The following is a 20740-nucleotide window of genomic DNA, read 5'->3' as shown; positions in this document are numbered from 1 at the left end:
GAAAAATAACCCAAAAACCTTAACGATAATTAGGACTTTGGATATCTCTAAGACGCGCTTCGGGACGTTTAAATCTGTCCATTTGTGCCTCAAAGAATTGACGATTTTTAAGTAAATGTTTGGGATTAGGATCGTCGAGGGGATAAAGTAAAGCAGTGCGTAGAGCTTGAATAACTGCTGAAGTAACATTATACATCGAGCGCTGGAAACTAATACCCAATTGAATCAAAATATCGTCTTCCCCCCGGCAGTTTTGCTGATAGTAATCGATCAGATATTGGGGTAAAAAATGATACATATCATCCATTAACAAAGTGGGAGGAATTCCCGCAGTACCCACGGGGAAAACATCCGCATAAAGAATGCCATAGTGAAAGTCTTTTTGTTCGTCAGGAACCTGTTTTGCTTGGGCATTATAAGACTTTGTACCCCGGAAGGGAGCAGTACGATAAAAGACCGCTTCTACATAGGGTAAAGCTGCTTCATAAAGCCAAGTAAAAGCCTTTGATTTGGGGATAATTTCGTAGCATTGACCATCAATATAAACGTGATGATAAATCGGCCGGCCAGCGATGGCAAAAATACCATTAACGAGGAAATTCATGGCATCAGGAACACCTTTAAACCCTCCTTCATCGTAGATATCGGACATCTCGAAAAATACCGGGGCCATCACTTCCCAGAATAGTCCTAAATTAGAGTAGTAGGACATCATCCGCACCTGTTCCAAAAACATATCGGGGAACAGGTCATAAAGTTTTATCATGACGGGATTTTTCTTGAAATAGGCCTTAATAGCGCGGTCGGCATTTTGGCGATATTCTTCTGAATCAAGATAGGCATCAAATAAACCCCAACCCATATCGCGGCCATGCCATAACATGGCTTGCATACAGGCTTCGGCAAATTCCATATTAACGCGGTCATGCCAAAGATGATGGATTAATCTGGGCATTTTTCTGGTTTTACCTTTATCCATGAATTCTAACAATTCAGGGTGAGCGGAACCCGTACCGCGCCAGATGCGTAAATCGGCATTATCGCCAGCGTAATGATTTTGTAGGTCTAGGTATTCTTGGGGCAGAAAATATTTAAAAAAGGGCAAAGGATCGAGGAAAACTCGTTCGGCAATATAGAGCAGATCTCGCCAATAAAAATCCATCGGTACGGCATAAGCTTTATAAATGCCGATAATTTGCATCAGGTTTTCGGGAGTATCCGGCAACATGGAGCCACCCGCTTCTAACCGGTGGATAATGTCGGCGAATTCGTGAGTAGAAGGGGGAATTTTGGCTTTGATTAATGTCCCAGTCATAGTTTTAGGTAAAGTAATTAGCAGCGGTTACAATAATTCGGAAACAGCGAGGGATAACTAACTATTACTCAAATATTTACCCCGATTAAACCAGTTGGTTTTTGAGGACTTTTGCGGAGATTTTTTGAGGACAAAACTAGGTTTTGCTTGTCCCGATAAGCTGGCAACCATCGAGTTAGTGGTGGGTTCAATCCAACGGACTAAATAATTGGGTTGAATACCTAAAAAGACGATTAATACCATTAGGACAAAAGCGGGGATAGTTTCCGATTTCAGGACTTTGGGATAGTAGGCAAGTTTATTATCCAATTTACCAAAACAGGTGCGATTAAGCAGGATAACAAAGTAAACCGCCGTTAAACCGGAAGCGATGATACAGAGAACCGTCTGCACGGGAAAACGGGCGAAACTACCCTGAAAAACGATAAATTCCGCCACAAATCCCACTAATCCGGGAATCCCAGCGCTGGCCATACCGGCGAGAATTAATAGGGCGCTAACCAAGGGTAAACCGCGAATTGGGTTCATTAAACCGTTTAAAACGTCTAAATCTCTAGTTCCGGCTTTGCGTTCGACGATGCCCACCAGATAGAATAAGAGGGCGAGAATAAGACCGTGGCTAATCATTTGCGCGACGGCACCAAGGACGCTTAAACCCGTGCCAGCGGCGGCTGCTACCAGTATATAGCCCATGTGACCGATCGAACTGTAGGCCACCATGCGTTTAATGTCTTTTTGGGCAATAGCGCTCAAGGCCCCGTAAATAACGCTAATAACGCCGACAATTGCCAGTCCGGGGGCGATTAAAGACCAAGTTTCTGGGAATAATTGCAGACCAAAGCGAACTAAGCCATAAGTACCGAGTTTAGCGAGAATACCACCTAGTAAAATTGCTGTAGCGGGGGAAGCTTCCGTATAGGCATCCGGTAGCCAAGTATGGAGAGGTACGAGGGGGATTTTGATGCCAAATCCCACTAACAGCAGAGTTAAGAGCAGTAACTGGGTTTTTTGGGAGAAATCGGCGGTGGAGAGGGAGGAATAGTCAAAAGTACCACCGTTGAGGAAACCTATGCCTAAAAATGCCGCTAGGACTAATAACCCAGAGACAGCAGTATAGAGAAGAAATTTAATCGAAGCATAGCCACGTTTTTCGCCTCCCCAGATAGCAATCATCAGATAAAAGGGGATTAATTCTAGTTCATAGAAAACGATGAACAGCAGCAGGTTTTTGGCCATTAATGCCCCAGAAACCCCGGCGTTAATCAGGAGGATTAGGATGTAATAAAGTCGGGGACGCTCTATTTTTTCTTCGCTACTATAGATAGCTATTCCTGTCAAGAAACAGCTTAAAATAATTAACGGTAAGGACAAACCATCGACTCCGAGGTTATAACTTAAACCGATTGGTTTTGCCCATTCGCGGTATTCAGAAAATTGAAAGCCATTACTGGTTAAGTTATATTGGGTCAGCAGATATAAAGACCAAAGGAGGACGGCGGCAACAAAAAAGAGGGTAATTTGACGTAATTTTGCTGGGGCAAATTTATCGGGGAAAAGACCGACGATAATTGCTCCAATTATTGGCAACCAAAGCAGGGTACTGAGCATATTGGTATCGATCGAATTTATAATGACTGGGATGAGAAAAGGATTAGCCAAACGACACGATGACTAATCTAGAATTGACTAAATTAAACTCACTTTCCCGGTATCGAGATCGTAGTAGGCTCCAACAATTTTTAATTGTTTTTTATCTACTAAATCACCCATGACTGGGGACTTGCCTAATTTCTCTACTTGATAGACAACATTGGATTTAATGGCTCGCTCAAGTTTGTTGGAACCGGGTTGTTTTTCAGCCCGATCAACTCCCACCTGTAGGCCATCGATTAAACTACCGATTTGACCCGGGAAACGACCCCCTTCAATGGTGGCTTTTACCGCTCCACAACGAGAATGGCCAAGGACAACAATTACCTTGGCTCCTAACACCAACGTGCCGAATTCAAGGCTACCAATTTCTTCGGAAGTGGCTAAATTTCCCGCTACCCGACAAACAAATAGATCTCCTAATCCTTGATCAAAAACAATTTCTGCCGGCACGCGAGAATCGGCACAGCCCAAAATTGCCGCAAAAGGGGCTTGACTTTCGGCCACTTCTGTGAGTCGAGTTTGATCGCGGTTAGGACTTTTTTTTCTTCGTTCCCAGAAACGTTGATTGCCTTCCATGAGCATAGTTAAGGCCTGGTCTGGGTTCAATCCTTGATTTTGAGCCGTTAGCCATGGCTGGGAATTAACAGCAGTTTGGGCGTTACTTTTGGACAACTGAGAACCCAAAACAGTGGCGGCTAGACCGGTTCCCAAAAAACCACCCCCATAACGGATTAATTGGCGACGAGAGGTATTGAACATAGGTAATTGTTTCCATATAATCAGGACAAATCCTATTGTCAGGGCCGGGGATGCTAAAGAAAAGCCTAAGTTATCAAATCTTTATCTGAAAACTAGAGAAATTTGTGCTAGTAGGGGCCAGCAGATGATAATACCAATCAAAGCCACCCCCAAAATAATCGACAGAAAGTAAAATTGGGTCTGGCCCGAGACGTTATATTTCAAACTCTGACCACCAAAAACCGTGGCTAATCCCACCAGATTAACGATCCCATCCACCAGAAAGGTATCGATCCAGTTAATAATTTGCGAGATTAATCCGACGACAAAAACGATGGTGACTTTATACAATTGGGCTGTATAAAGGTCGTTGGCAAAGAAATCTTGAAGGGCTTTCGGTTGAAAAACGATCGGTTTGGAGATATTTTCATTCAGATAAATATAGGCTGCCGGAATTACGCCCCCAGCAGTGGAAAGCACCAAGAGAAAAGCAACTCCCAGATTTAAGTTACTTGGTAATAAATGCCATTGCGCTAATAAAATCGGCAGATGAAGGGCGAAACCCATGGTCACAGTCATGGGGATAACTAAGGGCCAAAGAGCTTCCGGAGAGCGCAGGGTCATTGGTTTGATTTTACCGCCAAAGAAAACGCAAAATTCTCTAGTGACACTAAAGGCAGTTAAGGCATTGACCAACAATAGCACTAATAACAGTAAACCACTGATTTCTGCGAGGCGATCGCCCATGCGGGCTAATGACCAAAAACCACCAAAGGGAGGCAGTGCGACTAAACTAGCGGCACCGACGAGATAACAAATGCCAGAAACGGGACGACGGGACCATAAACCGCCGTATTGGCTTAAATCTTGGCTGATATTATTCCAAATGATGTTACCCACCACCATGACTAACAGGGACATAGCGATCGCGTATGTAAAGAGTAACACTAAAGCGGTTTCCGTTTGTCCGGTGGCAACAGCGATAAAAATCAGTCCCATGTAGGCACTGACGGAATAGGAAAGGGAACGCTTAACATCGATCTGGGCGATCGCAATTAACCCCGCACCGATGGCAGTAACAGAGCCAACAATGATCATCACCTGTAAAGTTAAGGGCGATAATTGTAGCACTGGCTCTAATTTCACCAATAACCAAGCGCCAGTGGAAACGACGACGGTATTCCGCAGAATTGTCGCGGGCATCGGTCCTTCCATGGCCTCATCTAGCCATAAATGCAGGGGAAATTGAGCGCATTTACCCATTGGACCTGCAATCAGGGCTAAACAGAGTAAATTAGCCACATTGGGGTTTAAATTGGCTGTAGCCGCCCATTCTGCCAATTGGTCAAAGTTCCAGGTTCCCGCCAGGGGTAAAAGGGCCACCACTCCCATCAAGAGGATTAAATCGCCAATCCGTTTGGTTAGGAAAGCATCCCGCGCCCCCGTTACCACCAGAGATTGATTGAACCAGAAACCAATCAGCAGATAAGTGCCGAGGGTGAGAACTTCTAGCACACAATAGCTGAAAAATAGCGAATTACAGATAACTAGGGCGCACATACCCCCTTCAAAGAGGGCGACGAGAGAATAAAACCTTGCCCAACCCCAATCCATTTCTAGATAGGCGATCGCATATACCTGGGCGGCGAGGTTTAAGCCGGTAATTAGCAGTAAAGCCCCGATATTAACGGCCGAAATCTGCACATCTAAAGATATGCTTAAATCTGCGGCATTTAGCCAATTAAATGCTATAGATTGGGGCGGACGACCCCAAACGGCGAGCAAAGCGAAAAGGCTATGCAAAAAAGCCCAGCAGGTCATGATCAAGTTCAGATAACCGGCCGGTCGCGGGCCGGTTTGCCGGATAATACCGGGAGACCAGGGTAGGGCGAGAAGTGCGCCCGCAAAGGCATAAAGAGGTACCAACCAGATAGTCTGGCTGAAGGACTCGAACATATAACCACCTCAAGAAGAAAAATGATCCTGAATTAAAGTTTAAGGTTTAATGGGTCACTAATAGGCTGTGGCCATTTTTTAACGGGGCATGAATCGGGATGGCTTGACTAGCTTCCAGCAGGTATTTTAAAAAAGCATCGGCAATCACGGAAAGTTGTTTTCCGGCCAGGTAACAAACGTACCAATTGCGCTGAATTGGAAACTGTTCCACGTCGAGGATGGCTAATTCTCCGTTTTCCCCTTCCGAGATGAGAGTGTGCTTAGATAGTACCGATAGTCCCAAACCGCCAGAAATAGCCTGTTTGATGGCCTCGTTACTGCCTAATTCCAAACGCACCTTAACTTTAATATCGTGGAGATTAAATAATTTTTGTACCGCTTGGCGGGTTCCAGATCCCGATTCGCGCATAATAAAAGGTTGATGGTTGAGGCACTCAAGGGGCAGATTTTTCTGGCCCACCAATGGATGATCCCGTCGCGCCACCACCACTAGAGGATTTTCCAGAAAAGACTGAGAACAAAGTTCCACTTCTTCCGGCGGTTGACTGAGAATATAGAGGTCATCCTCGTTATTTAACATTCGCTCTTGCAGTTTCTGGTGATTAGTCACCTGTAGAGCGATGTCGATACCGGGATACTGTTGACAAAATGCCCCCAGTAATCGCGGCACAAAGTATTTAGCGGTAGTAATTACGCCTAAAGTCAGTTTTCCCTGTCTAGTTCCCTTAATATCGGCCACTTTCATCTGAAAGTTGTCCAATTTATTAAAAATCTCTTGACAGGTGAACAGTAATTCCTGACCCGCTTCGGTTAAAAATAAACGTTTGCCAATTTGCTCGAATAGCGGTAAACCCACAGCTTTTGTGAGTTGTTTGACTTGGGTTGAGACGGTAGGTTGAGTGATAAATAACTCCTCGGCCGCCTTGGTGAAGCTACTGTGTCGTGCGGTAGCCTCGAAAACCCTTAACTGGTGCAGGGTTGCCTGTATCAAGTTCTTATCCCCTCCTCAATAATAACTATTTGTCACCATCAATCCTAACGCTTTTATAGATTCTAGTCAATTAACTTTTTGATAAATATAGACTCTACTAGATATAACCGCCGCTTAAGACCTTTTGTCAGCCATCAGCTTTTTTCTCCCTCCTCCCCTCATCCCCACTCCCCCACTCCCCCATCTCCCCCACTCCCCAATTCATAATTCCTATTCATAATTCATAATTCATAATTATCTTGCTACAATCAAAAAACAACCATCTATTAAAAATAAAAGACAATGGTTAGTTATCTTGATATTGACGACGATCTTCTTTTCCCAGATAGTGATGGTCAACCGATGGCAGATAATACCGAACAATATGAGTGGATTGTCAAAATTAAGGAGAATTTAGAGATTATCTTTGCCGATGACCCTAGGGTGTTTATTGCCGGAGATTTACTCTGGTATCCTCTGCGTTCTACTTTGGTTTCACCAGTTGCTCCCGATGTGATGGTAGCTTTTGGCCGTCCCAAAGGACGGAGGGGTTCCTATCGTCAATGGCAGGAAGAAAATATCGCTCCTCAAGTAGTTTTTGAAATTCTATCACCGAAGAATACAAAAGCAGAGATGAGTCGAAAATTAGAGTTTTATGACACATATAGTGTAGAAGAATACTATTTATATAACCCGATGCGCTGTCGTTTACAAGGTTGGCAAAGACAGGGAGAAAATTTAAGAGAAATTATCCCCATCAATGACTGGATAAGTCCCCGCTTAGGTGTGCGTTTTATCTGGAATAAATCTAGTTTAGAATTGTATCGTCCCGATGGAGAAAAATTTTTAACAACTGTTGAGTTAGAGTCTCAAATGCGTCAAGAAAAGAAACGCGCTGATAAAGAAAAGAAACGTGCCGATAAAGAAAAGAAACGTGCCGATAAAGAAAAGAAACGCGCGGATCGACTAGCGGAACGCTTAGAGGCGTTAGGATTAACCTTAGAAGAAGAATAATACCATGCCATTACTTTGGAAAAATGGTATTTAGATTAAGTTTTTTCATAGGTTATTAGTAAACAATAATCAGTGAACTGATAACTGATAAGTAGGTAGGCGTTAAAAATTATCAGATGCCCCCCTTATTAAGGGGGGATTAAGGGGGGGACTAAGGGGGGATCGGCACCCCCCTTATCAAGGGGGGCAGGGGGGATCGAACCTAAAATCCATTTTTAATTTAATTATAACCAGCTACTTATTACCGATAACTGATAGCTAAAAAAATCTTTAAACTTCTAATAAATTTTCTAGGCGATCGAGAACGATATCGGTGATACACTTAATCCGGTATAAACAGGCTTTAGTATCTGTGGAGTTGAAAGTGCCATTTTCCCAATACTTGTTACTACCGGCACCACCCCCACAAACCCCAAAATAATCGCATTTTTGGCGACATAAATCGACTCCACCGCGTATATCAGCGTAAATTTTTTGAAATTTCTCAGTTTCACAGATAGATTCTAGGGAATCGCTCAAAACATTACCAAAGATAAAATCACCGTAGGGTTGGGTTTTAATCGATAGTAATTCCGGATCAAAAGTGGAAAAATTACCTTGATTATCAAAATTGACAATCATAAAAGGTCGATTCATATCGGTATTTTCTAATCGTTCATCGGCATAAATCAAACTACAGATCGATTCAAATTCCCGCAGCTTAAATTCTCCTTGTTTAGCCGTGACTAACTGCCAAAATCTGGCGATAAACTGGCGATAACGTTGTTCAATCCCTAATTTATCTAAGGAAGATTGCGAATGAATCCCCTCGGTTTCTTCCATATTAAAAGCCACATCGGTAAGACCATGATCCCAAAAAAAGTTAAAAATTTCGTCGGGATAGTCGAGGGAATCTTCTGTTAAAACAGCGATAACACTCACATCAATTTCATGTTTTTGCAAGAAAGAAATCCCCCGCATAGTAGCAGCATGACTGCCAGTTCCCTTACGATTTTGCCGGTGGATATCATGAATGAAAGCCGGTCCATCAAGACTGACTCCTACATAAACATCATGCTTTTTAAATAATTGACACCAACCATCGTTAATATAAGTGGCGTTAGTTTGTACCGAATGACGAAAACAATAACCCTGCTGATTATATTTCTCGCTAACTTCTGCAATTTTAGCAAAGGCACTTTCATAAAAACTGATGGGAACTGCTAAGGGTTCGCCTGCGTGCCAGCAAATGGTAAAATTATCTTGGAGAAAACGACTACTAAAAACCCTCTGAAAAATCGGCTCGATTAAATCTAAGGATAAGGTATTTTTTAAATGGCGATCGGGTAAATAACAGTAGTCACAATTGAGATTACAAAAAGAAGTCGGCTGCACGACTACTAAAGTAATTGGACCACAATCCGACCAATCTATATTTACGGTTTTTTTCATGATTCTATTGTTTAAATTATCACTTAAGTATGATAACCGATTCTGGGAAGTCTATCTTAATTTTACCTATAGTAGAGCATTTTTCAGTCTGCTGAGGTACAAAAGTTATGGATTTTAGGCAAAAGGCAAGAGGCAAAAGGGAAGAAAAATAGGTGTACATCACTAGCTTAGGAAACGCTATATTTCCTATTCCCTCAATAATAAATAATATAACTGACCGGGGGTATTAACTAAACCAGCTTTATCGCCAGCATTTTTTCCTGTTCCCATAAAAATATCTACCCTCCCAGTACCTTTAATCGCGCTGCCAGTATCTTGATCGAGAACATAGCGACTCACTAATTTTTTATTAAGATTTTCCTGGGGAATTTCTGTCTCAATTACCGCTAAAGCACCGGGGGGAAAAATACTTTTATCTGTAGCGATCGATCTTTCTGGTAAAACCGGAACTCCAATACTACCAGTGGGAGGCGCACCGTGGGTTTCTCGAAAGAAAATAAACCGATTATTGCGGGGAATATAATTCTTTAATTGCTCAGGATTACTTCTGAGAAAATCCAAAACCATTGGTAAGGTTAAACCCTCAGCAGGAAAAATACCATCGGCAATCATTTCTTTTCCCAGACTTGTGTAGGGATGCTCGGTATTGCCATCAAAACCGATGCTCATAATTTGACCATTAGGTAAACGTAATTTTGCCGAACCTTGCACATGAACTAAATAAGCTTCTAAGCGATCTTTTAACCAAACTAATTCGTATCCCGCTAGACGGCTATTTTCCCCTAGTAAACCATCTTTTCCCTCTAATTCTACCCTAGCTGGATGGGGTTTAGACCAGCGAGAAAAGTTAGTAGGTTGGCGATAGAGAGGATATTTATACTCGGCGTTTTTTTGCCGACTTGCTTGATAAATTGGCTCAAAATAACCAGTAAACTTAACATTTCCCTGACTATCATTACCCAAAGAACGATACCAAATAAATTCTTTTTTAACTGCCTTTTGTAGAGCTGCGGGAGTGGGAGAATTCTGTACTAATTGACGAAAACGTACTAAGGAACGCTGCACTCGCTGACGAGTTATTTCAGGAATAGGATAATTTTGATAGGCGCGGATCGCCGCCGAGCTATTCAGATAACGTAAACTATGATCGATCGCTTGTAGTAGGGTTTTTTTGTCCTTTGGCAGTCGTTCATCGTATCCCGTAGATGTTCCTAATTGTGAGATTTCAAGGCGTTCTAGGGGCAAATTTGCGGGGGTGAGGGCAATTAATCCCAAGCTGAGGGGGAGGAGTGCCAAAAGGTGTTTCATGGTGATAGGAGTGGGCAGCTATTGACGCGATTAACAATCAAAAAGGATCAATGAGAAAAGTTGTTTATTATTTATATCATGAGGATAATTGTTGTCGATAAATTTTAATTTGTTCCAAGCGAGGGCCTACCTTAGAAATGATGGTAAATTCTAAATTTTGGTAATATAATTGTTCTCCCACCCTCGGTATTTTTTGCCAATGATGGAGGATAAAACCGGCTAGGGTTTGGTATTCATCGGCCAAGGGTAAGCTTAAATTTAATGCTTTGTTCACGTCCTCTAAATTCATTTGTGCTTGTACGAGAAAAGTTGATTCATCGAGGATTTGGTATTCTAATATTCCTGATTGATCACTAGGGGAAAAAGTTCCCAGAATCTCACCGATTAAATCTTTCAGAGTTAATAAACCGGCTGTTCTGCCAAATTCATCCACAATGATAACCATCTTTAAGGATGATTCCCGCATCACTGTTAGTAATTCATTTAAGGGAGTGGTTTCGGGGAAAAAACGCACAGGTTTCAACCAAGTTTTAATCGGGGTTGTTAAATTTAACTGACCTTCGGCAAGGGGTAAAGCTAAATCTTTAAAATCGATCAGACCACGGATATCATCGCTGGAATCTCCTTCCACAGGATAACAAGAATAGCCGCTGTTAACTACTTGGAGCAATAATTCCTCAAAAGTTGCGGTCGAGGGAATAGCTATTAAACGGTTATGGGGAACCATAATTTCTGAGGCAGTGATTTCGCCAAACTGGAAAACATTGTTTAAGATTTTCCTTTCCGCTGCTTCTAATCCTGTTAATTCCCCTTCCATGCTGATAATTAATTGTAATTCCTCGGAAGTTACCCGACTGGAACGCTGTAGATCCACTTCGGGAATACGGGTTAAAACCAATAAAAAACGAGTTGATTGGTTGAGAATACCGATAAAAGGCTTAAAAATCCGGGAAATAACGCCAATAGGTGCTGCTAATAATCGCGCCATCGGTTCGGCATAAATTAAAGCTAGGGATTTGGGATAAAGTTCCCCAAAAACTATCTGGAGATAGGCAACAATTAAAAAAGCTAGACAAAGAGAGAAACCATGGGAGAGAAGATTTTGCCAGTTTAAAGAAAAGGGTAAAAAACTTAGTAATTTCTTCACAAAAACGGTCATGGTACTCTCCCCGATCCAACCTAAAGCTAAACTAGAAAGGGTGATGCCTAATTGAGTAGTGGAAAGTAAGCGATCGAGACTTCTTTGTAGAGATTGTACCGTCTGCGCTGGCACATCTCCCGCAGCCACTAGCTGACTGACGCGGGTACGACGGACCGACACAAGCGAAAATTCCGCCGCTACGAAAAAAGCATTGAGGACGATTAGTAAAAAGACTAAAATTAAACGAGTCAATAAATCCTGATTATCCATAGCGAAAAGGCAAAATTCGCCTTTTTTAAAGCCTATCCCTTGGTTTCGTTCTTTGATTGCGGTTTGTTTTTCTGTTGTTGCATATAAACTCTCACTCTTTTAATTACTTCTTGTTCTTTCACGGGGATAAAAGTTTGATTGCGACCATAACTGGTGCGATCGTTGGTAAACTTTTTAGCGGGGTTGATATCCGGTTGACTGACTCCCTTCAGGGAGGCGATTCCCAATTGATAGGCTACCCAACCGCTACCGAAACCGGCGGCTAACATGGCTACCATCAAAAGGAGTCCTAACTGCAAGGAGGTGCTGATTGCAAATTTTTTCATCTTGGTGGGGCTGAATTTTCACGTTCAGAGTAATTACCGATCTATAATGAGTTAATAGTATAACCCAGGGTTGGCCGAGCGGTTGAGGCAACGAACTCATAATTCGTGCTAGGCAGGTTCAACTCCTGCACCCTGGATAGTTTTGATCGCTTCAGGCGATCGGGTTTAACTGCACTAGAGTAAGTTATAAGTTAATCTTGTGGCTCTTCTGGTTTCTGTGTGGAAACGGGGTCTATACTGATAGTTTCTTCAGCAAAATAGTCCTAAAAGTCTTTCCCAGTAAGCATTTCATGATTCTATAAGCAAAAATTATCACACAAAGTCGAGAAGAGCCATCTTGTTCTTGTTAGTGCAGAATAGTTACTAATTCTGTAGGCAAATATTGCATCTAGAATTAGCTTTGTACGCTTTGACCCGTACTGGGTTAACTACGAACCTCTCTATCGGATTCCCGCTAAAGGCGGCCTCTCCGACTACCTTTCTTCCAATATTTAAGGAACCATTAATATCTGCTCCATAGAAATAACCCGACGAGCTTCTGAAGAGTCCTCTTTTAATTCTCTTGCCTAAATAGCTTTTTTGCTTTTGAATAGACTCTAAGTCCAAGAAACTACATTTAGAGGTATAGCTTTCATTAGTTGTTTTGACCTCTATTCCTACTAAATTTGCTTTATAGGTAAGTTGTTCGATAAACCTTGAATGAGGAATATTTACGAAGGACTGGTTATTTCTATCTCCAATATTAATGTTTTGTTTCCAGCCTTGATTATGACCAATAACTAAAAGGTTAATTTGATGAGCTAGTAATTTATCAATAATATATTTACTAGCGGTGTGGAGGTAATAATCCACCTGGCAATTACGCTTTAAAGTTAAACCTTGTATTCTTTTACTGGTCTTCTGTAGACTGGGTAATTCCGATTTGAGTTTAGCTAGTGTCTTGTTGTACTTTTGATTGCAGGATTTTAAGGCTTTTCCACATACTAAAGTTGGCTGAAATTCGGGAATATTAGAGGTAACAGCAGCTAGGTTATTTAAGCCTAAATCGATAAAAGCATATCTTTCTCCCTCTTGACTTGATGAGGATGGTTGTTCATAGACAATCTCTAAACAATAAGCACCCAATTTAGGAATAATCCTGACCTCTAAAACTTTCGGCTCTTCGGGAATTGTTATGCAAATAATTAACTTAAAATAAAATTCGATGAGAGTACCTAAGCTCAAAAGTAGCTGAAATCCATACAGAGAAAGACTTAAGGCACAAATAGGTTAATACCAAAAGATAGACAATCGAGTTAAGATTTGATATAATGGCCAAAAACGAGATTATTTTACTTATGATACTTGACAAATTTTTGAACCTACAAGGAACCTGTATTCAAGGCTATCGACACCTAGAAAATATCGGTATAGTTTTCCAAATCGAATCGAAAAATAAAAAAGCAGCCTGTCCTCGTTGTGGGTTAGAGAGCGATAAACTTCACCAAAATCATCGACATTTAGTCAAAGATTTACCGCTCTCAGGTCAACCAGTGTACCTACAAGTTAATCGTCGTCAATTTAAGTGCGGTAATTGTCAGAAACCCTTTAGCGAAGAGTTAGATTTTGTCGCCAAGAAACGAACCTATACGAAAAGACTAGCCGAGAATATACTCGAACAATTAAAAGAAGGAGATATTTTAAATGTTAGTCGAAGAAATGACGTAACGGAAGAAGAGATTCAAAGAATGATAGAGGACATAGCTGAAGAAATTACAGAGACAGACCTATCGAAATTAAAAAGACTAGGAATTGACGAAATCGCTCTAGTCAAAGGACAAAAAAATTACTGTGCGGTTTTAGTAAATTTAGATACGGGAAAACTAATAGCTATTCTAGAGAAGCGAACACAAGAAGAATTGAGGGAAACGCTTACAGGGTGGGGAAAAGAGGTGTTAGAGCAAATTGAAGAAGTCAGCATAGACCTTTGGTTGCCCTATAAAAATTTGGTGAAAGAATTGATGCCATCGGCCGAGGTAGTCGCCGATAGATTCCATGTAATGAAACAAATTAATCAAGAGTTAGACGAACAAAGAAAAGCAGAAAAAAGAGCCGTAGAAGCGCAGAGAAATAAAAAACAGAAAGCGGAAAAAGAAGCGAAGCTAGAAGTTTTAAAGCGAAGTAAATATAGCTTGTTAAAAAATGAAAAAGATTTAACGGAACCCCAAAAAATCAAACTAGAAGCTATCAAAGAAAATTTCCCAAATTTGAAAAAGATGCACGAGTTAAAGGAAGAATTTAGAAAGATTTATGAAACCTCAGAGAATCCGACAGAAGGACTGCTATCCATCTCGGACTGGTTGGCAAAATCCTCCAGTGTTTTTACCAAGAGTTGTCAAACAATCCGAAACTGGTTTGGAGAAATAATTAGTTATTTCGAGCGAAGGACAACGAATGGGATGGTCGAGGGAATCAACAATAAACTTAAACTAATAAAACGGAGAGCCTATGGCTTTAGAAACTTTCGGAATTTTTGGGTTAGAAGTATGTTGTCTTGGCATCTTGTATGTTGATTTAGCATAAAGGGTAACGAAGAGCCAAACTTTCTTTAAATTAGTTTTAAATTCTAAATTAGTCCCTGATAGCTTGATTAAACCTTGCTTCAACGCTTTTTTAGAAATGGCTTGATAGTTATAAGTTAAAACGTTTCTACCTTTTTCCTTGTCTTTGTATCTTGGCAACTTAGGCTCTCCTGTAAATTTATCTGGCGATTTTTTGTATTGTTCTTTCGCTTTTTGGTAGGATTTAAAGGTTTTTTCTACTTGCTTTAATACTAACTGACTTACTTTGGCGGGTAAGGCTTGATAATCTGGACTCATTTTTAAGGCATGATGTAACTCAGTCATTGTTAAAAATGGTTGATGTGAAAAGAAAACTTGACGGTTTAAATAAACAGCACAATTATACAGATTCTTCGATAAAAATCCTAATTCATCAATTACTGAATAATTTTTGTGATTAAATTTAATTAGATGTTTTTGAACTAATTTCATCATTCTCCTCAAGGCATTTAATTAAACATTCTGTCTTTCTATTTCGTTGTCTTAATGAGTATAATCGAGCGCAAAATGAGGTAATTATGCTCACGAAGTCTTGCATTAAATCGTCTTTTCTTTCTTCTGCTAGATTAACGACCTCTAGATCTCTATTTGTTTGAGTTAAAAGAACTTTCAGATAATTAAACCCTACTCTGCTTAAACGATCTTTATGTTCTACGACAATCAAATTATAATCAGTTTGTTCTAGAAGTTTTAATAATAGCTTTCGATGATCATTGACTCCACTTCCTACTTCTTTAACTACTCGAACAATTTGATAGCCTTTCGCAATACAATAAGCTTCCAATCTTTTTGCCTGAGTCTCTAAGTCAGATTGATTTTCTGAACTAGAAACTCGCGCATAAATAGCTACTTTATTTTCACCGCAAGAACGGTCATCTTCAAAAATAATAATTGTTCCTGTAGGAAGACGTTCTCCTTGTAACTGCCCTCGATTCCACATTCTCCAAGCAGTGTCATAACTGATCCCTTTTTTCTTAGCATAATCTGATAGTTTCATGTGAACTGCAATGTAAACTTGTACTAACCATATTAGCAGTTGTTTGCAGTCATTTGCATATATTTTTTACAAAACTTTACAATACAATCTTTTTAGGCTGCCGCATACTGATGAGCCTTTCTTTGTCAACTCTTGAGGTTGATGCTTTTCATTTTTGAATTGGCACTTTCTTGCGTCAGGCTTTGGCCTCTGTCCATCACCCCTTGAATAGGGTTGTCTCTCTTATCCCCACTGCTGATTTTTCTCTCTTTGTCAACCCCTAGACCTGAATAGCAGCAATTCTCAGTTTTAGACACAGCAAGCCTTTTAAGGGATTTAAAGAACATTTTAAAGGGGGATTTTTGGCGCAACTTTGGGTGTACTATCACGTCAAAAGCCCGAAGACTCGTCAAATGAAATTCGCCATCCCATTGAATTTCACCCCGTATTATGCGAACTAACTCCCAAAAGCCTTGCTACAGGGCAAATTTAGAATTGCTGCCTGAATAGTTACTCTCAATTTAAGTCGATGGGGATACACCAGGCAAGCGTTTATATTTCAAGTAATAGGCAAAAACTGTTATTACAACAATAATTATTGTGCCGATACCCAAATAGTTAGGAACCCAAAAAGCCGCGCCAATGGTGTTAATTTCTCCCGGTTTTAAATGCCAAATTAACTGATTGTCAACTTGTTCTACTGGGGGATTTAATCCTGAGTCATCTTCAATATTTTGACCAGCTAAGGGAGTCTTTAAAGCGAAGTCGATATCAACTAAGGAACCGGGGCTAATGATAATATTTCCCTGTTCGGAAAGTACACCCAAAGCCCGCAAATCAACGGTTAATTTTAAGTTTTTCTGGGTCAAAAAGAACCAATCTTGTTCTGTAACTGCCAGTTTTGAATCCAGTTGCAGTAACTTTATATCATCAGTATTAGCGGAATTTTTAATTTTAAAGGAAGAACTAGGATCAAAAAATTGATTGAATTTTTCCTCTAATTCCTGACTATTACTAAAGGGAATAGTGACAATTATTTCTCGTTCGGAAATATGATCGGTTTTCCCCTTAAGTAATTTTGCCCTCTGTTCGATACTATTTAACCATTTAGTGGCTTCGGTTTGACTGAGACTGGTTAAGCGTTGTCCGAGGGTGATATGTTGAATAATTTCCCCGTGGTGTTGGTGGGGAAAATTAATGCCCACATCGTAACGGACACAGCCAGTTAAAAAGAGAAAAATACCGCATAAAAAGGGCAGAATAAAGCGGTTTTTCCCGATTTTTTCGGTGGTTAATTGATTCATAATTGATCTTCTTCTAAGTCGTCATAACTTGCTGAACTGCCACCGCTAACCGTAACTAGATCGATTTGCTGACGATAATAGTCTACATCTTTTATCTCCACTTCTACCTCATCACCGAGACGATAGGCAACGCGATTTTTCCGTCCTACCAAACAGCTATGACGAGCGCGATATTCGTACCAATCATCCTTGAGAGAAGAAACATGGACCAACCCTTCCACTAATAAATCGGAAATTTCCACGAAGAAACCATAGGATTGTACACCGGTAATTAAGCCGCGAAAAACTTGACCCATTTTTTCTTTCATTTTCTCGGCTTTTTTCAATCCTTCTAGGTCTTTTTCCGCATCTTCAGCAATTTTTGAGCGATCATTGAGATGGGAAACAATTAGATGGCTTTCTTCTTCCAACTCCTCCTGAATTTGACTTGGGAGAATATTCCAATGAATCTGTCCATGACAGCTATTACTGCCCAAATTAACCCCGACTTTGACGATTTTGCTGCGGCGATCTTTCCCCTCGGTTAATAGGAGTTTTAACACCCGTTGTACCCAAAGATCGGCATATCTTTGTAGGGGTGAGAGACAGTGGGTATAATTGCTAGGATAGGCCAAACCAAAATGGGGCAGAGGATGACTACTATATCTAACTAATTTGAGAGTTTCTTGCAGGAGATAATTGAGGACTTTCACCGATGAGGAAGCGGAAAAAGTGCGGGTGAGATTTTGATAGTCATTGGGTTTAATCTCCTCCTCGGCAGTTAAATTTAATTCTGCCCCTAAATTATTGGCCAATTTGAGTAAATCCTCCAATTCATCCCAATCTGGTTCCGATTGTCCACAGTAGATACAGGGCAATTTTAAGGCCTGTAAATGTTCAGCGACGACTTTGCTGGCTAAAATTGCCACTTCTGTCAGTAAAGAACGGGCAGGTAAATTATTAGAAGCGAGAACAGTCCCCCCCCGTCCTTCGTCTTTGTAGGGAGAGATTTTGTCTAATTGAATATCAAAACTACCCCGCTGCAGACGTTGGGATTTTAGGGTGGGGCAAACGCTGAAAAATAAATCTTTCAGGGTTTCAACGGTATCGGTGGGGGCAGCTGCGCTATCTTCTTCACTGAGCAGATCGCGCACCTGTTGATAGGTAAAATGTTGATCCACTTGGATGAGGCTGCGGGTGATTTCGTACTCCACTAGCTCCCCCTTGTCATCGAGGGTGACGAGGATAGAAATAGCGGGGCGCTGTTCTTGGGGTGACAGGGAACAACGACTGGCAAGGGCAGCCGGGACTAATGGCAGCACTTTTTCGCCTAAATAGACGGCTGTTCCCCGTTTTTTGGCAACTTTATCCAATAATCCGCCCCGTTCAATGTAACGGGTGACATCGCTGATATGAATGGCGACTTGCCAGCGATTTTGGTTGATTTTCTCTAAAGAAAAGGCATTTTCAATGATTGGGGGATAATCTAGAGGGGTGTCATCTTCGATGGTAAAGGTGAAGAGTTGGGTTAAATCTCGCAGTTGTTCTTTTTCGCCACTATCGAAGAAATCCGCTAAATTATCGGCAATTTCGAGGGCTTCTGGCGGAAAATTATGGGGTAGATCGTGTTTACAGGAGACGATATCCGTGTCGGCAGCGGCCTCGGCCGTGGAACCGAGAACGCGAGTAACTTTACCGATGGGAGGCATTTCCCCTAGGGGATAACGGAGGACGGAAACATGAACGAGGTGATCGATGTTTTCTAGGAGATTTTGACCATTTTCGAGGAGATTAAGGGTAAATTTCAGACGATCATCCAGGGGAACCGCTACAAACTGCTCATTTTCCTGTTTTACTTGCGCTAGAAGCGAAGGATTAGCTCGTTCGAGAATTAATCTCACCTCTCCTTCTGGGGAACGACGACGGGTTCCCTCGCGGATGATTTTGACTAAAACTCGATCGCCATTCCAAGCGTTACTGAGATGATTTTTCGAGACGTAGATGTCATCAGCATCTTCGATATCTTGGATAGCAAAGCAAAATTCTTTACTGGAACAGCGCAGCTTTGCTTCTACGATATTTTCCTCGATCACACGACGATAGCGCCCCCGTTCTTTGACAACCATTCCCAGACGTTCCAAAGCATCGAGAATCACTTGCAATTTTTCGCAGCTTTCGGGATCGTCTTCGCAGCCTAATTTTTTTTCGAGAAGTTTACCCGTAGCTAATTTATCATCACTAAGATGAGAGAGGAGTGTGGCGATCGAGAAGTCCATCTAACAATAATCCTTACTTACAAGACACTGACGGAATGGTGGACAATTAAGTTTAAATACTTATATAATGAGAGGATTGATTTAAACCATTGACTCGAGAGATTATCTCTATCGGGCTAATTGCGATCGCTGGTGGTGACAGTGAAGGTAAACTAAGCAAGCATCGAACACCCGAACCTACCCTGAGAATTATCGAAGCCTTCGTTAGTATAAGCCAATAGCGAACACTGGCAAACCTTTTGGCGATCGCTCATCTTGCTGGCAGAAGCTTCAGCCTAGTAGAATCTTGTTGCTGTGGGCAAGGCTAATCCTAGGACTGAAAATTTTATCTAATCTTTAATCCTAGCAAGAACTTGCTACATTTTTCCATAATTACGATAGAGTATTTTAGTATAAGTACAAAAGAACTCGAAAAAGTCACCATGTTGCAAAAGTTACGCCAACGTTACCCCCAAGTTGCCCTGATTAGCGAGTTAGTTCAAATCGATCACGGCAAGTATATTGTGAGAGCGATCATCGAAATTGAGGGAAAAACGGTCGTTACAGGTTTAGCAGCGGCAGATACGGTGGAAATCGCCGAAGATAGAGCCAGAGAACGAGCTTTACTGCTTTTAGAGGCTGAAAACACCCCCGATCTCCAGCTTGTGGAAAAAGTCAGCCCCAATAATATTTCTCTACCGTCCGATTTACCTAAAACCGTCCCTAGTACCAAAAAATCGACTAAAACGGCTAAAGTCACTGAAATACCTCGTCCTGAAGCTAAAATTGAACCGGAATTACCCCAAGTTCAGGATATTCCCCCGGCTAAAATTGAACCGGAATTACCCCAAGTTCAGGACATTCCCCCGGCTAAAATTGAACCGGAATTACCCCAAGTTCAGGATATTCCCCCGGCTAAAATTGAACTGGAATTACCCCAAGTTCAGGATATTCCCCCGGCTAAAATTGAACCGGAATTACCCCAAGTTAAGGATATTCCTTTACCGGAACCAGAGCCTTTATTATTAGAAACGGAAACCGATAATTACTCCTTATTATCAGAATTGCCAGAAGAAGCGAGTTTAACTGAAGAAGAACCCCCGGCACCGGAACCAGTTGTTGTTATTCCCGAAGAAATCGATTATTCAGTGCTTAAAACTAAAATTGATGTGGAGATGAAACGATTAGCTTGGACTACAGAAAAAGGTCGAGAATACCTGATTTCTACCTATGGCAAAAAGTCCCGTTTACTGCTAACTAACGAGGAGTTATTAGAATTCTATAACTACTTATCTAGTGTCAGTGCCTAATCACTAAACCTGCTGCATAAATTAAAAATCTTCCGTTAAGTGAGGAGTCTCCAAGCCAGTATTCTCCGAGTCAGGAGAAGCGGAAAGAAATAGATTATTTTCTGGCAGTAGAAAAGCGATCTTTTTCTGTAAAAATCCTTAAATTAAGGACTTTAATAGCATCTGCGATTAAAAACTCACTTTTGCGGGAGATA

Annotated in this window: 16 protein-coding genes, 1 tRNA gene and 1 pseudogene; 4 read left to right on the top strand and 14 right to left on the bottom strand. The window is 41.2% G+C overall.

The window, feature by feature from the left end; all coding sequences use genetic code 11:
• Positions 1-19 precede the first annotated feature (19 nt).
• From ACQY1X_RS14445 to ACQY1X_RS14425, 5 genes are all read right to left on the bottom strand, one after another.
• Positions 20-1315 (bottom strand): CO2 hydration protein, encoded by a 1296-nt coding sequence (locus ACQY1X_RS14445; protein WP_002732096.1) that lies wholly within the window; start codon positions 1313-1315, stop codon positions 20-22.
• A 57-nt stretch (positions 1316-1372) separates the two neighbouring features.
• Positions 1373-2923, bottom strand: coding sequence for an NADH-quinone oxidoreductase subunit M (locus tag ACQY1X_RS14440; RefSeq protein ID WP_430014821.1), 1551 nt, complete (start codon positions 2921-2923; stop codon positions 1373-1375).
• 78 nt (positions 2924-3001) lie between these two features.
• The gene (locus tag ACQY1X_RS14435) at positions 3002-3727 is read right to left on the bottom strand and encodes a carbonic anhydrase (RefSeq protein ID WP_430014820.1); all 726 of its coding nucleotides are present in this window, start codon (positions 3725-3727) and stop codon (positions 3002-3004) included.
• Positions 3728-3808: 81 nt separating this feature from the next.
• Positions 3809-5662, bottom strand: coding sequence for an NAD(P)H-quinone oxidoreductase subunit F (locus tag ACQY1X_RS14430; protein WP_430014819.1), 1854 nt, complete (start codon positions 5660-5662; stop codon positions 3809-3811).
• A gap of 46 nt (positions 5663-5708) precedes the next feature.
• Positions 5709-6653, bottom strand: coding sequence for a LysR family transcriptional regulator (locus tag ACQY1X_RS14425; RefSeq protein WP_002733390.1), 945 nt, complete (start codon positions 6651-6653; stop codon positions 5709-5711).
• A gap of 282 nt (positions 6654-6935) precedes the next feature.
• Between ACQY1X_RS14425 and ACQY1X_RS14420 the strand changes: the two genes are divergently transcribed.
• Positions 6936-7646 carry a Uma2 family endonuclease gene (locus ACQY1X_RS14420; protein WP_430013006.1) on the top strand — a complete coding sequence of 237 codons (711 nt, stop codon included), beginning with the start codon at positions 6936-6938 and terminating at the stop codon, positions 7644-7646.
• 270 nt (positions 7647-7916) lie between these two features.
• Here the strand turns inward: ACQY1X_RS14420 and grrM are convergent, their stop codons facing one another.
• From grrM to ACQY1X_RS14400, 4 genes are all read right to left on the bottom strand, one after another.
• A complete protein-coding gene (gene grrM / locus ACQY1X_RS14415) occupies positions 7917-9077 on the bottom strand; it encodes a cyclophane-forming radical SAM/SPASM peptide maturase GrrM/OscB (protein ID WP_430013005.1) in 1161 nt (386 codons plus the stop codon).
• Positions 9078-9263: 186 nt separating this feature from the next.
• The gene (mltA, locus tag ACQY1X_RS14410; RefSeq protein WP_316577074.1) at positions 9264-10385 is read right to left on the bottom strand and encodes a murein transglycosylase A; all 1122 of its coding nucleotides are present in this window, start codon (positions 10383-10385) and stop codon (positions 9264-9266) included.
• A 76-nt stretch (positions 10386-10461) separates the two neighbouring features.
• Complete coding sequence (locus ACQY1X_RS14405; RefSeq protein ID WP_002775691.1) at positions 10462-11796, bottom strand: hemolysin family protein; 1335 nt, start codon at positions 11794-11796, stop codon at positions 10462-10464.
• Between the two features lie 32 nt (positions 11797-11828).
• Positions 11829-12122 (bottom strand): hypothetical protein, encoded by a 294-nt coding sequence (locus tag ACQY1X_RS14400; RefSeq protein WP_002752521.1) that lies wholly within the window; start codon positions 12120-12122, stop codon positions 11829-11831.
• Positions 12123-12186: 64 nt separating this feature from the next.
• Between ACQY1X_RS14400 and ACQY1X_RS14395 the strand changes: the two genes are divergently transcribed.
• Positions 12187-12259 (top strand) — tRNA-Ile (locus ACQY1X_RS14395).
• A 226-nt stretch (positions 12260-12485) separates the two neighbouring features.
• Here the strand turns inward: ACQY1X_RS14395 and ACQY1X_RS14390 are convergent.
• A pseudogene (locus tag ACQY1X_RS14390) lies at positions 12486-13277 on the bottom strand (RNA-guided endonuclease InsQ/TnpB family protein); the annotation flags it as partial.
• A gap of 182 nt (positions 13278-13459) precedes the next feature.
• Here ACQY1X_RS14390 and ACQY1X_RS14385 point away from each other — a divergent pair.
• The gene (locus ACQY1X_RS14385; protein WP_430014818.1) at positions 13460-14674 is read left to right on the top strand and encodes an ISL3 family transposase; all 1215 of its coding nucleotides are present in this window, start codon (positions 13460-13462) and stop codon (positions 14672-14674) included.
• On the opposite strand, the gene ACQY1X_RS14380 is transcribed toward ACQY1X_RS14385, so the two are convergent.
• The 4 genes from ACQY1X_RS14380 to ACQY1X_RS14365 form a co-directional block, all read right to left on the bottom strand.
• Positions 14591-15154 carry a transposase gene (locus ACQY1X_RS14380; RefSeq protein ID WP_430014817.1) on the bottom strand — a complete coding sequence of 188 codons (564 nt, stop codon included), beginning with the start codon at positions 15152-15154 and terminating at the stop codon, positions 14591-14593. The genes ACQY1X_RS14385 and ACQY1X_RS14380 overlap by 84 nt on opposite strands.
• Complete coding sequence (locus tag ACQY1X_RS14375; RefSeq protein WP_430014816.1) at positions 15126-15719, bottom strand: IS607 family transposase; 594 nt, start codon at positions 15717-15719, stop codon at positions 15126-15128. Before ACQY1X_RS14375 ends, ACQY1X_RS14380 begins: the two co-directional genes overlap by 29 nt.
• 500 nt (positions 15720-16219) lie before the next feature.
• A complete protein-coding gene (locus ACQY1X_RS14370) occupies positions 16220-17002 on the bottom strand; it encodes a DUF3153 domain-containing protein (protein ID WP_430013002.1) in 783 nt (260 codons plus the stop codon).
• Entirely contained in the window at positions 16999-19257 is a 2259-nt protein-coding gene (locus ACQY1X_RS14365) for a ribonuclease R family protein (protein ID WP_430014815.1), read from the bottom strand. The genes ACQY1X_RS14370 and ACQY1X_RS14365 overlap by 4 nt, the downstream gene beginning before the upstream one ends.
• Before the next feature lie 422 nt (positions 19258-19679).
• Between ACQY1X_RS14365 and ACQY1X_RS14360 the strand changes: the two genes are divergently transcribed.
• The gene (locus ACQY1X_RS14360; RefSeq protein WP_430014814.1) at positions 19680-20546 is read left to right on the top strand and encodes a hypothetical protein; all 867 of its coding nucleotides are present in this window, start codon (positions 19680-19682) and stop codon (positions 20544-20546) included.
• Positions 20547-20740 lie beyond the last annotated feature (194 nt).

This window comes from Microcystis protocystis FBCC-A270 (assembly GCF_050500235.1).
GTDB lineage: Bacteria > Cyanobacteriota > Cyanobacteriia > Cyanobacteriales > Microcystaceae > Microcystis > Microcystis ichthyoblabe_A.
This window is presented reverse-complemented; position numbering and strand designations above follow the sequence as displayed.